This is a genomic window from Actinoallomurus acaciae (genome assembly GCF_042429965.1).
In the GTDB taxonomy this organism is placed as follows: Bacteria; Actinomycetota; Actinomycetes; order Streptosporangiales; family Streptosporangiaceae; genus Actinoallomurus; species Actinoallomurus acaciae.
Map to the genome: position 1 here is coordinate 1 of NZ_JBHLZP010000014.1, position 13,247 is coordinate 13,247.

Sequence of the window (13,247 nt, forward strand, 5' to 3'; positions counted from 1 at the left end):
AATCACCACCGCACACACACCGCGCTGGGAGGCCGACCACCCGCCAGCCGCATCCCCAACCTCACGGGACAGTACAGCTAGCGCTCTGCGACGAGCTGATCCAGCTCATCATCGTCTTCCGTCGTGGACAGGCGAGGCTGGATCTTGCTCAGGCTTGCTTTGAATGCTTCTTGCTCGTAAGCGTTCCCCGCGACGCGCTGGAAAGCCAGAACCGGTGTCTCGTCACCAGAGAACATGGTTTCGATGAGATCGATGACCGGCCCGACCTCACAACCCTTGAACCTTCCGCACGAGACACGGGTTTTCGCCTGTCCGCCACAGCGCAGTCCTGGTTGCCCGCTGGTGTGTGGCCAGCACCCAGGTAGAGCTTCCCACTGCATTCGGGGCAATTGAGCAGACCGGAAATCCAGTACGCGGGAGCAGATTCTGCCCTTCTTCGACGGCACGCACCTGCTCGACCCCGGCCTGGTCTACTCCTCGGACTGGCGACGCGAACGGAACACCCCGCCCTCGCCGTCGGCGGTCTGGAACTACGCCGGTGTCGGCGTGATCCGATAGCCCAGGAGTGATCGTGCGGCCTCCCTGGCGACGGCGGATCAGAGCGGACCAGCGCCGGTCAGCAGATTGCCGATCTCCCGGGTGAGTTTGTGTTCGAGGTCGCGGATCGACCGGTAGATGAGGCACCGCTGGCCGTGGACGTCGAACGTCAGAGGGGTGTTCTGGTCGCAGATCAGCACCGTGGGGATGTCGCGGCCCCAGGCGTAGCCGACCTCCAGGTACACGTTGGGATTGGCGTTCGTCAGGTCCGCGACGACGATGCGAGCGGCGTCGATGCGCTCCTTCAACCGCTGGACGACGTCGCCGGTGAAGCTCAGCTCGTCGAGGCGCTCGCAGATCAGGCCGGCCCCGCGGACCGGCGGCACGATGCCGTAGTGGAAGAGGTCGTCGAACGAGTCGGCGAACGGCATCGCGATGAACGCGTGCTCCTTGGTGTCGGCGTCGTACCCGGCGGACCGCAGGCGCCCGTGACCGTCGCCGGCGACGGTGATCGCGCTCCCCGAAAGGCCGGGCCGCGGGAGCGGGATGCGCGGTACGTCCTCGAGCATGGCGAGCATCCGCTCGGCGCGGCGGGCGTTCGCCTCGACGAACGTCACGGTCCGCAGGCCGGCGGGAAACGCGCCCTCGGACACGGCCTGGAAGATCCCGCCGAGCTCCGACTCGAACGCCTCGGACTCATCCAGCCCGTAGCCGGGACCGTGCAGGGTGAGCGAGATGTCACGCGACCGGGGCCGTACGGCCGCGGCGATCGCGAGCACCCGGCGCCCGAACTCCCGGATCTCCCGATAGGCGAACCGGTCCAGCGGCGGGACCCCGAGGAAGAGGACGGCGCCGGCCGCCACGCCGGGCCCCTCCACGAGAAGGTGTTCACCCTCGCCCGGAAGCCGATGCCGGGCCACGTCGAGCTGGCGCGCCGCATCGAGGTCGACGCCATGGGATTCTTGGGCGTATTTCAGCGCCAGCAGGTCGGTCGGGTGGGAGAGCGCACCGGCCTGCCGCACCTGGACGGTCAGGTAATCCTGGCTCAACCGAACTCCTCGTGAACGCTCAGGCCAGCGACGAAACCGGGGCGGTCACTCACCATACGCCGCTCACGCCGCAGCGGAGCGGCACGCGGATCACGGTCCGCGCTTATCACCTTTTTGGTCACCGGCGGGCCGGAGGCCGAGGCCCCCGCGCTCGGAACCGGCATCCGCCCGGTGGAGGAGTTCATCGATCACCTCGACCGGCGCTCGACCCATGTGGAGATCGCGACGGACGATTACTTCACATCAGTGAACGCGCTCTCATTAGACTTGACCTCCGGGATCACTGTCAACAAGTATGAATAAACGAGCTATTGCATTCATGACAGTCGCAGGGAGTGGGGTTGGGCGACGACGAGTCGCGGCGGCGGACGCTCGCCGAGAAGCTGGAGTACCTGTTCCGCACGGTCCGGGAGACGGACCGGCGCGAGTACAGCAACGAGGACGCGGCGGCGGCCATCGTCCGCGACCAGCAGGTGACGATCTCCGCCTCCTACATCTGGTACCTGCGCACCGGGCAGCGGGACAACCCGACGTTCAAGCATCTCAACGCCCTCGCCCGGTTCTTCGGCGTGCCGCCCGCGTACTTCTTCGACGACGAGACGAGCGCGCAGGTGGAAGCCGAACTCGGGCTGCTGGCGGCGATGCGTGACGCGGGAGTGCGCGACGTCGCCCTCCGCGCGTCCGGGCTCTCGGCCAAGAGCCTCGACACCATCAACGACGTCATCAGCCGCGTACGCGAACTGGAAGGCCTGCCCCCGTACGAGCAGAAATGAGAGCCGGCGGGACAACGGTCACGTCTAACACCGAAATTCGTGGTGCCGTACCCGGCATAATTGGGATGTGGACTTCGCGGCGCTGACCGAACGCTGCCGGACGACGTTAGTGTCACTCGACCTACCGCGCCCGTTCGACGTGCATGCGTTCTGCGCGCGCATCGGCCGCGACCGCGGTCGGCCCCTCGCGCTGCTGGTGATGGACCTGCCGCCCGACGCGCCCTGCGGCCTGTGGGTCAGCACCGAAGAGCGCGACTACATCGTCTACGAACGCGCGACCACACCCCTGCACCAGGAGCACATCATCCTGCACGAGGTCGCCCACCTGCTGTGCGGCCACGTCGAGGGCACCGGGCTCGGCGACGAGCACGCGCGCCGGCTGTTCCCGAGCCTGTCGCCGGGCACGGTCCGGCGTGTGCTGGGCCGGGGAGCGTACTCCAGCGAGGAGGAGCAGGAGGCCGAGCTGCTCGCCTCCATGATCCTCCAGCGGGTCGGCCGGGCCCGCCGATCCCCACGCGTGACGGATCCGGACGCGGCCGACCATCTCCGGCGCCTGGAGTCCGGCATTTGAACGGGGTGAGCCCGTGAGCACGCCCGTGCTGCCGTACGCGATCGTCATGGGACTGCTCCTGCTCGGCCTGGCACAGAAGCTCTACGGGTTGCGCCGCCGGCGGGACGACCCGGTCCGCTGGGCCGTGTGCCTCTGCCTGGCGAGCCTGACCATGGCCACGGCGGTCCAGTGGTTCACCAAGGCCATCGACGAGAACAGTGGCGTTCCGCATCTCGCCGAGGCGCTGAGCGACATGGGCGCGATGTGCGCGGCGGGCGCGGGGCGGGTGTTCCTCACCCACGTCTACTACCCGGCGTCCTCGGCGCGCGTACGGGCCCGGCGGAGCTACGCGGGGCTGGCGGCGGCCGTGGTGATGGTCGCGGTCCTGTTCGTGGCGGTGCCCCCGAAGCCCGACACGCCGCGCTCCGGATCGCACGTCGACGCGGTCTACCTCTACGTCTACGTCTGGTACATCGCGATCGCCCTGCTGTCGGTCTCCCGGCTCGGACTGCGTTACTCCCGGCTCACCGACCGGCCCTCCCTCCGCCTGGGGCTGCGGATCATCGTGGCCGGAAGCGCGTCCGGGCTCGCCTTCCTCGCCGTCAAGACCGTGATGCTGGTCGGTGAGGAGACCGGCCGGCCGCTCGGCTGGCTGGACCGGCCCGTGGACCTGCCGCTGGAGTTGGGCACGGAGGCGCTCCTGCTGGTGGGGGTGACGATTCCGGCGTGGGGCGACCGGCTCGGCGCGCTGGTCCGCTGGGCCGGCGACTGCCGCTCCTACCGCCGGCTCCATCCGCTCTGGCTGGCCCTGCACGAGAGCAACCCGGACTTCAGCCTGGTGCCCCACCACCGCACCGGCCGCCGGATCTGGCGCCGCGACGTGGGCTTCCTGCTGTACCGCCAGGTCATCGAGATCAGGGACGGTCAGCTCGCGCTGCGCCCGTACGTCCACCCCGGCGCCACGGAGGTCGCCCGGACCCTGGGGCGGCGCGCCGGGCTCCCCGAGGAGGAGATCCACGCGGCCGTCGAGGCCGCCGCGATCGCCGCGGGCATCGCGGCGAAGGCGCAGGGCCGGGGCACGACCGATACGCCGTTGCCGCCGCCGGCGCCGCCCCTCGGCCACGATCTCGACGCCGAGATCACCTGGCTCACGAAGGTCTCACGTGCCTTCGCCCGGTCGCCGGTCGTCCCGGCGACCGTGGCCTCGCTCGCCGCGTCCGAGTGAGGGCGGGTACGCTCCGAGCGACGCGCCCGCCACGAGGGGGAACGAACGGATGCCCGATCCACACGGATGTTCCCGCCGGAGGCGGCCCGGATGAGCATCGACCCGGCGTCCGTCACCGCCATCGACACGCACGTCCACGTCGAGGCCGACGCCCACGGCCACCACTCGCTCGACCGGGAGCTGATGGACGCCTCGGCCGCGTACTTCAAGGCCGGGCAGGACCGCACGCCCACTCTGGAGCGGATCGCCGGGTACTACCGGGAGCGGAACCTGGCCGCGGTCGTGTTCACCGTCGACGCGCACACCGCGACCGGGCACCCCGCCCTGTCCAGCCACGAGATCGTGACCGGGGCGGCCGAACACTCCGACGTGCTCGTCCCGTTCGCGTCGGTCGACCCGCACGACGGCGCCGACGCGGTCGCCCTCTTCACCGACCTGGTGGCCGCCGGGGCGCGCGGCCTTAAGCTGCATCCGTCCCTGCAGGCGTTCGCGCCGAACGACCCGGCCGTCCATCCCCTGTACGAGGCGGCGGCGCAGGCCGGCGTTCCCGTGGTCTTCCACACCGGGCAGACCGGCATCGGCGCCGGGCTGCCCGGCGGACGCGGGATCAAGCTGCGCTTCTCCGACCCGATGCTGATCGATGACGTCGCCGCCGACCTCCCGGACCTGACGATCGTGCTCGCGCACCCCTCGGTGCCCTGGCAGGACGCCGCCATCTCGATCGCCACGCACAAGGCCAACGTCTTCATCGACCTGTCCGGCTGGTCGCCGAAGTACTTCCCACGGCAACTCGTCCGCGCGGCGAACGGCCCGCTGAGGCGAAAGGTGCTGTTCGGATCGGACTACCCGGTCATCACCCCGGACCGCTGGCTGGCCGACTTCGCCGCGCTGGAGATCAAGCCGGAGGTCCGGCCGCTGATCCTGAAGGACAACGCCGCGCGTCTGCTCGGCCTGGCCTGATGCCGTGCCGGAGCGCCTCCGCCCGGTGGACGATCTGACGCCTGCGTCAATCGAGCGCCGCCCGGATCCGGCCGAGCCACTCCGTGCCCAGCCGGCGTCCGCCGGGGAGCCGGTCGCCTCGATCCCAGCGCCACGTTGTGATCATCGCCAGCACGAGGATCCGGCACTGGCGCAGCAGGTCCCGATCGGCACCCGGATAGTGCCCGCCGACCTCTTCGGGCGCATGGGCGAGGTCGAACTCGACCGGCCCACGGCAGCACGTCTCCAGGTCGATGAACAGCAGCCCGCTCTTCGTGGTGAGGACGTTGCCCGGGTGCGGCTCGCCGTGCAGCGGTTGCCCGGCGCCGCCGTGCTCGCCGACCACTCGTCTCAGGCTTCGTAGCGTGTCGCCGAGCAGCGCCCGGTCCGCGTCGGCGAGCGCCGGGGTCTGGTCGCGGTTCGCCACGAGTCGTTGCGCCTGCTCGACGCGATCCGTGAAGTGCGGCATCGGGACCTCGATCTCGCGCATGCCGGCATGCAGCCGCGCGAGCGCGTCGGCGTAGTCGGCCGGTGAGGCCGCGCGAGGCGTCACGGGGTCGTAGTAGGTCCACAGCGTGACGACGAAGCCATCACGCTCATGGACGCGTGGCTCCACCCGAGGCTCGAGAGCCGCCACCGGGCACCCGGATTCGGCGAGCCGCTGAGCGAGCTCGACTTCGAACCGTGCGACCTGATCCGCCGCAGGCGCCACCCGGGCCAGGACGTCACAGGGCAGCAGGCGCAGAGTGAGCTTGTTCGAGTCATGAAGAACGATCGCGTCGTCGACCGTCAGGCCGAGCGATGAGGTGATCGACACGGCCGCGGCCATCGCCCGCGGGACCCCTGATGCCCGCACCGTCGCCTACCCTCCCCCCGTAGCCCTGCGTCTCCACGACCCGGGATGCTCACATGCCGATGGGCAGGCCGGCGTAGTTCTCCGCGAGCCCGGTCGCCCCGGCCCTGCTGCCGGCCACCCACCGTAGCTGGGACAGCTGGAGCTGGGCGTCGAAGGGGTCGCCGCCGGCGTGCAGCATCGTCGTCATCCACCAGGAGAAGTGCGTGCAGCGCCAGACCCGCCGCAGCGCCGTGTCGGAGTAGGCGTCGGCGAGGGCCGCGTTGTTCTTGCGGAGCATCGCCGTCAGCGCCGGCGCCAGCAGGGCCACGTCCGCCACGGCGAGGTTCAGTCCCTTCGCTCCCGTCGGCGGCACGATGTGCGCGGCGTCGCCGGCCAGGAACAGCCGCCCGTACCGCATCGGCTCCATGACGTGGCTGCGCATCGGCAGCACGCTCTTGTCGGTGATCGGTCCGGGGGTGAGCTCCCACCCGTCCTGCCCGTGCCCGAGCCGTACGGCGAGCTCGTCCCAGATCCGGTCGTCGGGCCATTCGGCGATGTCCTCGTCCGGGGCGACCTGAAGGTACAGCCGGCTGACGGTCTCCGAGCGCATCGAGTGCAGCGCGAAGCCGTCCGGGTGCCAGGCGTAGATGAGCTCGTCCGTCGACGGCGCCACGTCGGCGAGGATCCCGAGCCAGGAGTACGGGTAGGTACGCTCCCACGTTCTCTTCGCGGCGCCGGGCACCGCGCCGCGGCTCGGGCCGAAGGAGCCGTCGCACCCGGCGATGACGTCCGCGTCGAGACGCACGTCGTGGCCGTCCGCGGACCGGAACGTGACGTACGGACGGTCGGTCGTCAGGTCGTGCACGGCGGTGTCGCTCACGCCGTAGCAGAACTCCTGGCCCGCGGCCTCGCGCGCACGGCCCAGGTCCTTGGTGACCTCGGTCTGCCCGTACACCCAGACGCTGCGTCCGGCCAGGTCGACGAAGTCGAGATGATGCCGTTCGTGCGGCCACCGCAGATAGATGCCGCGGTGCTCGTCGCCCTCCTCGTGCAGGCGATCCCCCAGCCCGACGGCGTCGAGCAGTTCGACGGTCGAGCTCTCCAGAATGCCGGCCCGGATCCGGGCCTCCACGTACTCGCGCGTACGGGTCTCGATGACCACCGACTCGATGCCTTCGTGGGCCAGCAGGTGGGAGAGCAGCAGGCCGGCCGGACCGGCACCGATGATGGCGACCTCTGTACGCATGTCGGTCAGTCAAGACCGGCGCCGTATCGAGACGGTCACGCTCTTTCACTGAGTGGAAGGTGTCCGCGGGTTCAGGGGGCGACGGTGAACCAGTCGGTGAAGCCGCTCGGGTCGTGCCGGCCGAGCGCTCCGTGCTCGAACAGGCCGTAGCCCGTCGCGCCGTCGCATTCGGCGCGCGCGACGTGGTCGACCATGCCGAACATCATCCTGCCGGCGACGTCCGGGGAGCTCAGGTCGTAGGTGCGCCGTTCGCTGAACCCCGGGCCCTTCCACACTCCGTGGGACCAGTCGGAGTCGCCGCCGTAGCCACCGCCGATGTGCAGCGCGACCGGCAGCAGCGACTCCACCTCCAGCGTGACGGGCTCCCCGTACGCTCCGCCGCAGCGGATCACGGCACCGGTGGGGATGCGAGTGCCGGAGGCATAGGAGATGTCCACGCGCGGCCAGCCGAGCTGTTCGACCCGGCCGTCGCCCCACACGCGGGTGCAGTCGTTGAGGGTGCGGAAGCCGTCCGGGTCCTCCTGGGCGATCAGCACGATCGCGAAGTCGTCGAAGCGCAGCGGCAGGTAGAGCCACCACATGCCCTCGAACGGCGGGTCCGCGGGCCGGCCGGCCGGTTCGGGCTCGCCGACCGGGCGGATCCCCCACGAACGGTCGCGCGTGCCGACCCAGCGGTCCGGCGTCACCGCGATCTCCTCACCGTCGATGACGACCGAGCCGGACCAGGTGCCCACCTGGGCGAACCGCTGGGCGTCGAGGGTCACCCGGCTTCCGGAGCGCAGGATGTGCGGCTGCTCCCGGACGACGTCGAACGACCCCTCCCAGGTCAGGTCGAAGGCGATGCCCTCGGTCTCCTCCAGGACCGCGCGCAGCCGCCTGAGCGGTTCGACGACCTCGATCCGGTAGCCGCCGACCCGCTGGTTCAGCCGGTCGTCGTCGATCGCGTCGCCGAGGTGCACGGCCGTCTGCGTGTCGCCGCGCCGGACCAGCACGAAGGCGTCCTTCGTGCCGAGGTTGGGATACCAGCCCATTCCGGTGACGACGAAGATGTCGCCGGTACGGTCGTGCGCGTTGAGGTAACAGCGGTCGTAGAAGTTGCGGTCACCGGTGGCCGGCCAGGTGACCGGCAGCGGGGCCTGGTGGATGGGGTACTCGTCGAGCGGGCCGACCATGCCTTACGCACCTGCCTCATCGAGCAGATCGACGAGCAGCGGTCGATGGTGGAGCAGGGTCTCGATGTCGGCGGGGCGTTCGACCTCACCGAAGTGGATCTGCCGGGCGCCGGTCCGCATGAACACGATGGCCCACCGCACGCCGGTGTACACGTGGTACCAGCGCAGGTCGTCCAGGGTGACGCCGGCGGCCTTCTCGTACGCGGCCGTCACGTCCTCCTCGCGGAGGAAGTCCGGCATGCCCGGCAGCGCGAGCGCCGTGGTGATCGACTCGAAGACCCGGTGGGCGAGGATCAGCCAGGAGACGTCCAGCTCGCGCGGGCCGAGCGCGGCCATCTCCCAGTCGAGTACGGCGGCGGGCGCGAAGTCGCGGTAGAGGATGTTGCCGATCCGGGCGTCGCCCCAGCACAGGACCGTCTCGCGGGTCCGCGGCACGGTGGCCGCGAGCCAGGCCAGGCCGCGCTCGACCAGCGGAGACCGGCCCAGGCCGGTGACGGCGAAGTCGTACCAGGCCGTCGTGTACGCCAGGCCGCGTGCGAGCGGGCTGTCGCCGTGGGGCGGGGTGAGGAAGCCGAACGTCGACCCCGCGTCGGGGATGGCGTGCAGCCGGGCGATCGTCTCGACCGTACGGTCCTGGAGGCGGCGCCGGTCTTCCGGCGCGGCGTCGAAGAGCCAGTTGCCGCCGAAGTTGTAGGGCAGCACGTCGCGGGGGACGACTCCGTCGACGCGGTCCATCAGGAAGAACGGGCTGCCGATCACCTCGCCCGTGGGTTCGAGCCAGCGAACGCGCGGGACGGGCACGTCGGTCAGCGCACCGACCAGGCGCATGGTCTCGTACTGGTCGCGTAAGGAGTATTCGGGAAAGACCGGAACGTCCTCTGGCGCCGGGACGACCCGCGCGACGTAACGGCCGGACCGGTGCCCGTCGTCCTCGGTCCAGGTGGCGTCCAGGGACAGTGTCTCCGAGGACATGCCGTTGGCGTCGATGCCGTCGAGCAACGCCACGCCGAGGTCGCGGGTCCCGGCGGGAAGCACGGTCGCCAGCCATGCGGCGAGGCGGGCGGGTAACGCGGCCGTGTCACGGCCCGAGCGCCGCAGCCTCAGGCCTGCCGGTGGGCGTGGGCGATCCATCGAACTTCCTCCCAGCCCGCTGAAGCGGAATTCCACCGAGGTTACCCGGCGGGCCGCGACACGAACAGATCTGCCGTGAGGGCCCCGACCGCCCCAACGTTCCCCGATACCCCCGGGCGAGGATGAACCGTACTTAGGGAACCCGGTGTCATCGACCACCCCACGCCACCGGTCCCACGGTGTGGGCCGTATCGGGTAGGCATGGGGGCATGACCGATACACGGCCGGAGTCCCTCGACGCGCTGCTGCGCCACTTCGCCGATCTGCGGGACGGCACGCACGGGGGTGCCGGGCCCCGGCGTGACAAGGAACGGCTGTTCACCGCCGCCGCCGGGCTGCTGGACCCGTACGCCCGTCAGGCGCTGCACGAGGTGAACACGCACCTGCTCCTGGAGACCGGCGAGGTGACCGCCACCGGCGTACGCCAGGGCCGTGACGGGATCGACGCCGTCTGGGCACTCTCCTGGCCCGAGCAACGCGCCGCGGGCATCGATCCGATCACCATCCGCGCCTGGTATGGAAGCGGGTTCCATCACCCGCACCTGCGCGGTGCCACCGTCGGTGACTGGCCTCTCAACGTCTTCACGCCCGAACACGCCGCCGGTGCGCTGCCGACCCTCCGCGCCATCGTCGCCGCCGACCTTCACAACCTCGTCTTCCAGCGCGACTACCGCATCGTCCCGGCCTCGACGAGCGGGCAACGGACCGAGTGACCCCGCGGATCAATGCGATCACCCTGCGGATTAATTGGAAGGACTCTTGACAGTAGGGTGGCGGATCGGGGACCTTGACAGTCGTCACCGTGTCGCCATGACACGTGTGTCAAGGCAAACGGCAACCGAACCGACCCCGCCAGGAGAGTTCCGTTGGTCACCCGCAGATCATTTCTCACCGCGGCCGGAGCGGCCGCACTCACCGTCCCGTTCGGACGCGGACTGCTCGGCAGGCCGGCGTCCGCGGCCGCCGCGACGTGCGCCCTCACACTCGCGAACCACGGCTCCAGCCCCGTCAACGCCTACATCACCGGCCGCGAACAGGGCACCGACAAGCCGATGCTGCTGCGCGCCGACGGCACGCCGTACCATCTCGAATCGCCGTCGGCCCCGCAGACCCCGCTGCCCGTGGACTGCTCGATCCCGATCGGAGCCGGCGGCGAGGCGAACCTCGCCCTCGTCCAGATGTACGCCGCGCGCATCTACTTCGTGAAGAACGACACGCTCGACTTCTACGTCAACCCCGGCCCGGCTCTCGTCGAGCCGGCATTCGCCAACCCGTCCGACGCGAACTACCAGAAGACCTGGTCGTTCTGTGAGTTCACCTACAACCCGGAACAGCTGTTCGCCAACATCTCCTACGTCGACCTGCTGACCGCGCTGCCGATCGGACTCGAACTCGTCGGCGACTCGACGCACACGGTCGCCCCCGCGCCCGCCGGGGCGGTCGACGCGGTGGCCGACGCTCTCGTCGCGCAGAAGAACGCCGACGGCCAGCCCTGGGACGAGCTGGTCATCCGCAGCGACAACGGCGTCCTCCGGGTCATCGCGCCGCAGGACCACATGGCGAGCGACTCCGGCGCCTTCGCCTCGTACTGGGACGACTACGTCGGCCGGGTCTGGGACAAGTACGCCGGGACCGATCTCACGGTGGACATCCAGGGCGGACGCGGCGTCTTCACCGGGCGCGTCAACGGCGGCGTGCTCACCTTCAACGACGGGAGCACGTTCACGCGGCCGGCGTCCAAGGACATCTTCACCTGCAACGACGGGCCGTTCGCCAACAACCCGAGCGACTCGGACATCAAGAAGGGCCTGCTCGCGCGCATCGCCGCGGCGTTCAACCGCAGCACCATCCTGAGCAGCGCCGACCAGCCGAACGGCACCCCGGAGTCGGGGTTCTACCAGGACGCGACCACCAACCACTGGGCGCGGATCGTGCACGCCCACACCCCGATCGGCTACGCCTTCCCCTACGACGACGTCTGCCCGGACGGGCAGCCGGACGTCTCCGGCGCCGCGAGCGATGGCGACCCGCAGCACCTGACCGTCACCGTCGCCTGAGAGCCCGGCGCGTGCCCGGCCCGGCGACGACCGGGCCGGGCACGCGCGGGATCAGGAGAACGACGCCAGGTAGGCGGCGGTCTTGTCAGGGTCGAGCAGCCAGTCGTCGAGCGTCGGGGGCCGGGCGGACCCGGCCGCGAAACGAGCGGCGACCTCCGGATGCCGGGCGGCCGCCTGGAGAACCCGCTGTACGTGCTCGGGCAGCGGTCCGAGCAGCGTGTTCGACCGGCGCGTGCTGTGCCGCGCGTAGTCCCAGAACGCCTCGAACGTGGCCCGCATCCACGGTTCGTCGAAGGATTCTTCCCCGTGCTCGCGGATGCGCCGCTGGTAGATCGCGGCGCAGTGGGCCGCGTTGTTGCTTCCCTGCCCGGCGACCGGGTCGTTCAGGACCACGACGTCGGCCATGCCGAGCACGCGGGAGCCGGACGGCAGGCGGCCGATCGGGTGACGAATGACGGGAGGGAACCCGCCGTACAAGGTGCGGAGACGGATCGGTACGCGACCCGGCCTCCGCGATCCTCGGACAGCTCCAGCCAGGCGGCCAGCGTGACGCGCCGGCCGACGGCGCGAGGCGCCTCGTCGTCCCATAAGTGCAGACCGCGGGAGCGTTCGAGGGCGAGCGCGGGCCCGAACATGTACCGGGTGGACATGACCCGGCCATGGCGCAGGTCCTCGGGGGTACGCGCGGAGATGACGGTGACCTCATAGCCGTCCTGCTGGAGGCCGAGCGCGAGCATCAGGCCCGCCTGGCCGGCTCCGACGATGAGGATCCTGCGCATCCGGCCCTCCCGGCTGGTCGTGTGTCGAGGACTCGACGGCCGTCCCATCGACACCAGGCGGCACGGCCGCGACCGTCCATGGCCGCCGCCGGAGACGAGTCACCCGGTGGGAATAGCCGGAAAAGCACCCGGGTTGCGGCTCGACATGACCATCGGCGTAGCCCGGAGACCCCCCGTGCCCGACCCGGCGCGCCTGGACACTGACGGGCGGGACCTACCAGCGGTCCCAGTGCAGCACCTCACCGGTCGGGATGCGCCGCGCGGGCCGGAAGCCGGTGCCGACGGTGTGCGCGACCGGGATGAGCGCCGCCTGCATCACGTCGGCGTACGGGATGCCGAGCACCTCGGCCGCCTCCCGTTCGCGGCGCAGGTTGCCGCCGGTCCAGCAGGTGCCCAGCCCGCGGGCGCGCGCCGCCAGCATGAAGCTCCACACGGCGGGCAGGATCGACCCCCACGTGTTGGCCTGCCCGACGATCGACGCGCCTTCCGTACGGCCCTCGATGCACGGCACCACCAGGGCGGGCACCTCGTGCAGATGGTGGTAGAGGCGCTCCAGGCCCGCCCGGGCGCGTTCGAGGGTGACGCCCTCCGCGTACATGCGGCGCCGGTCCTGCGCGGTCAGCGCGGCGTCGGCCGCGGCGATCGGGCTGTCCATCCCCGCCCGCCAGACGTCGGCGAGCGCGCGTTTGCGCTCGGCGTCCGTGACGACGACGAAGTGCCAGCGCTGCCGGTTCCGTCCGGTCGGAGCCTGGACCGCCAGGTCGACGCACTCCCGCAGCAGCTCGTGGGACACCGGGCGGGTCAGGTCGAGCCGCAGCCGGACCATGCGCGTCGTCGCCAGCAGTTCGTCGGGGGTGAGGTCCGGCACGGTCATCGAAGACTCCTTCACGGGTTGGTGCCGTCGAGCCTGCGGGC

General features: G+C 70.6%; 17 protein-coding genes. 8 read left to right on the plus strand and 9 right to left on the minus strand.

Annotation, left to right across the window (positions count from 1 at the left end):
- Positions 1-77: 77 nt before the first annotated feature.
- Complete coding sequence (locus ACFFNX_RS03685) at positions 78-236, minus strand: hypothetical protein (protein ID WP_378195067.1); 159 nt, start codon at positions 234-236, stop codon at positions 78-80.
- A 187-nt stretch (positions 237-423) separates the two neighbouring features.
- Here ACFFNX_RS03685 and ACFFNX_RS03690 point away from each other — a divergent pair, with 187 nt between their 5' ends.
- Entirely contained in the window at positions 424-558 is a 135-nt protein-coding gene (locus tag ACFFNX_RS03690; protein WP_378195195.1) for an SAM-dependent methyltransferase, read from the plus strand.
- A 38-nt stretch (positions 559-596) separates the two neighbouring features.
- Here ACFFNX_RS03690 and ACFFNX_RS03695 read toward each other — a convergent pair whose 3' ends face one another.
- A complete protein-coding gene (locus ACFFNX_RS03695) occupies positions 597-1,586 on the minus strand; it encodes a hypothetical protein (RefSeq protein WP_378195070.1) in 990 nt (329 codons plus the stop codon).
- Between the two features lie 114 nt (positions 1,587-1,700).
- Between ACFFNX_RS03695 and ACFFNX_RS03700 the strand changes: the two genes are divergently transcribed.
- From ACFFNX_RS03700 to ACFFNX_RS03720, 5 genes are all read left to right on the plus strand, one after another.
- Positions 1,701-1,889, plus strand: coding sequence for a hypothetical protein (locus tag ACFFNX_RS03700; RefSeq protein WP_378195073.1), 189 nt, complete (start codon positions 1,701-1,703; stop codon positions 1,887-1,889).
- Between the two features lie 38 nt (positions 1,890-1,927).
- Positions 1,928-2,359 (plus strand): helix-turn-helix domain-containing protein, encoded by a 432-nt coding sequence (locus tag ACFFNX_RS03705; RefSeq protein WP_378195076.1) that lies wholly within the window; start codon positions 1,928-1,930, stop codon positions 2,357-2,359.
- A gap of 67 nt (positions 2,360-2,426) precedes the next feature.
- Positions 2,427-2,930: a hypothetical protein gene (locus tag ACFFNX_RS03710; protein WP_378195079.1), complete on the plus strand. Its 504-nt coding sequence runs from the start codon at positions 2,427-2,429 to the stop codon at positions 2,928-2,930.
- A gap of 13 nt (positions 2,931-2,943) precedes the next feature.
- Complete coding sequence (locus ACFFNX_RS03715; RefSeq protein ID WP_378195082.1) at positions 2,944-4,134, plus strand: MAB_1171c family putative transporter; 1,191 nt, start codon at positions 2,944-2,946, stop codon at positions 4,132-4,134.
- Positions 4,135-4,230: 96 nt separating this feature from the next.
- Entirely contained in the window at positions 4,231-5,094 is an 864-nt protein-coding gene (locus ACFFNX_RS03720; RefSeq protein WP_378195198.1) for an amidohydrolase family protein, read from the plus strand.
- Between the two features lie 46 nt (positions 5,095-5,140).
- Here the strand turns inward: ACFFNX_RS03720 and ACFFNX_RS03725 are convergent, their stop codons facing one another.
- From ACFFNX_RS03725 to ACFFNX_RS03740, 4 genes are all read right to left on the minus strand, one after another.
- Positions 5,141-5,968, minus strand: coding sequence for a phosphotransferase enzyme family protein (locus ACFFNX_RS03725; protein ID WP_378195086.1), 828 nt, complete (start codon positions 5,966-5,968; stop codon positions 5,141-5,143).
- A 49-nt stretch (positions 5,969-6,017) separates the two neighbouring features.
- A complete protein-coding gene (locus tag ACFFNX_RS03730) occupies positions 6,018-7,193 on the minus strand; it encodes a 4-hydroxybenzoate 3-monooxygenase (RefSeq protein ID WP_378195089.1) in 1,176 nt (391 codons plus the stop codon).
- Positions 7,194-7,264: 71 nt separating this feature from the next.
- Positions 7,265-8,365 (minus strand): Rv3169 family protein, encoded by a 1,101-nt coding sequence (locus ACFFNX_RS03735; RefSeq protein WP_378195091.1) that lies wholly within the window; start codon positions 8,363-8,365, stop codon positions 7,265-7,267.
- Positions 8,366-8,368: 3 nt separating this feature from the next.
- On the minus strand, positions 8,369-9,496 hold the full coding sequence (locus ACFFNX_RS03740) for a phosphotransferase family protein (protein WP_378195094.1): 1,128 nt from the start codon (positions 9,494-9,496) through the stop codon (positions 8,369-8,371).
- A 209-nt stretch (positions 9,497-9,705) separates the two neighbouring features.
- Between ACFFNX_RS03740 and ACFFNX_RS03745 the strand changes: the two genes are divergently transcribed.
- A complete protein-coding gene (locus ACFFNX_RS03745; RefSeq protein WP_378195097.1) occupies positions 9,706-10,209 on the plus strand; it encodes a hypothetical protein in 504 nt (167 codons plus the stop codon).
- A 153-nt stretch (positions 10,210-10,362) separates the two neighbouring features.
- Positions 10,363-11,553, plus strand: coding sequence for a beta-1,3-glucanase family protein (locus ACFFNX_RS03750; protein WP_378195100.1), 1,191 nt, complete (start codon positions 10,363-10,365; stop codon positions 11,551-11,553).
- Between the two features lie 51 nt (positions 11,554-11,604).
- On the opposite strand, the gene ACFFNX_RS03755 is transcribed toward ACFFNX_RS03750, so the two are convergent.
- From ACFFNX_RS03755 to ACFFNX_RS03765, 3 genes are all read right to left on the minus strand, one after another.
- Positions 11,605-11,958 (minus strand): hypothetical protein, encoded by a 354-nt coding sequence (locus ACFFNX_RS03755; protein WP_378195103.1) that lies wholly within the window; start codon positions 11,956-11,958, stop codon positions 11,605-11,607.
- Entirely contained in the window at positions 11,937-12,332 is a 396-nt protein-coding gene (locus tag ACFFNX_RS03760) for an FAD-dependent monooxygenase (RefSeq protein WP_378195106.1), read from the minus strand. The genes ACFFNX_RS03755 and ACFFNX_RS03760 overlap by 22 nt, the downstream gene beginning before the upstream one ends.
- Before the next feature lie 214 nt (positions 12,333-12,546).
- Positions 12,547-13,206: a nitroreductase family protein gene (locus ACFFNX_RS03765; protein WP_378195109.1), complete on the minus strand. Its 660-nt coding sequence runs from the start codon at positions 13,204-13,206 to the stop codon at positions 12,547-12,549.
- Positions 13,207-13,247: the final 41 nt, after the last annotated feature.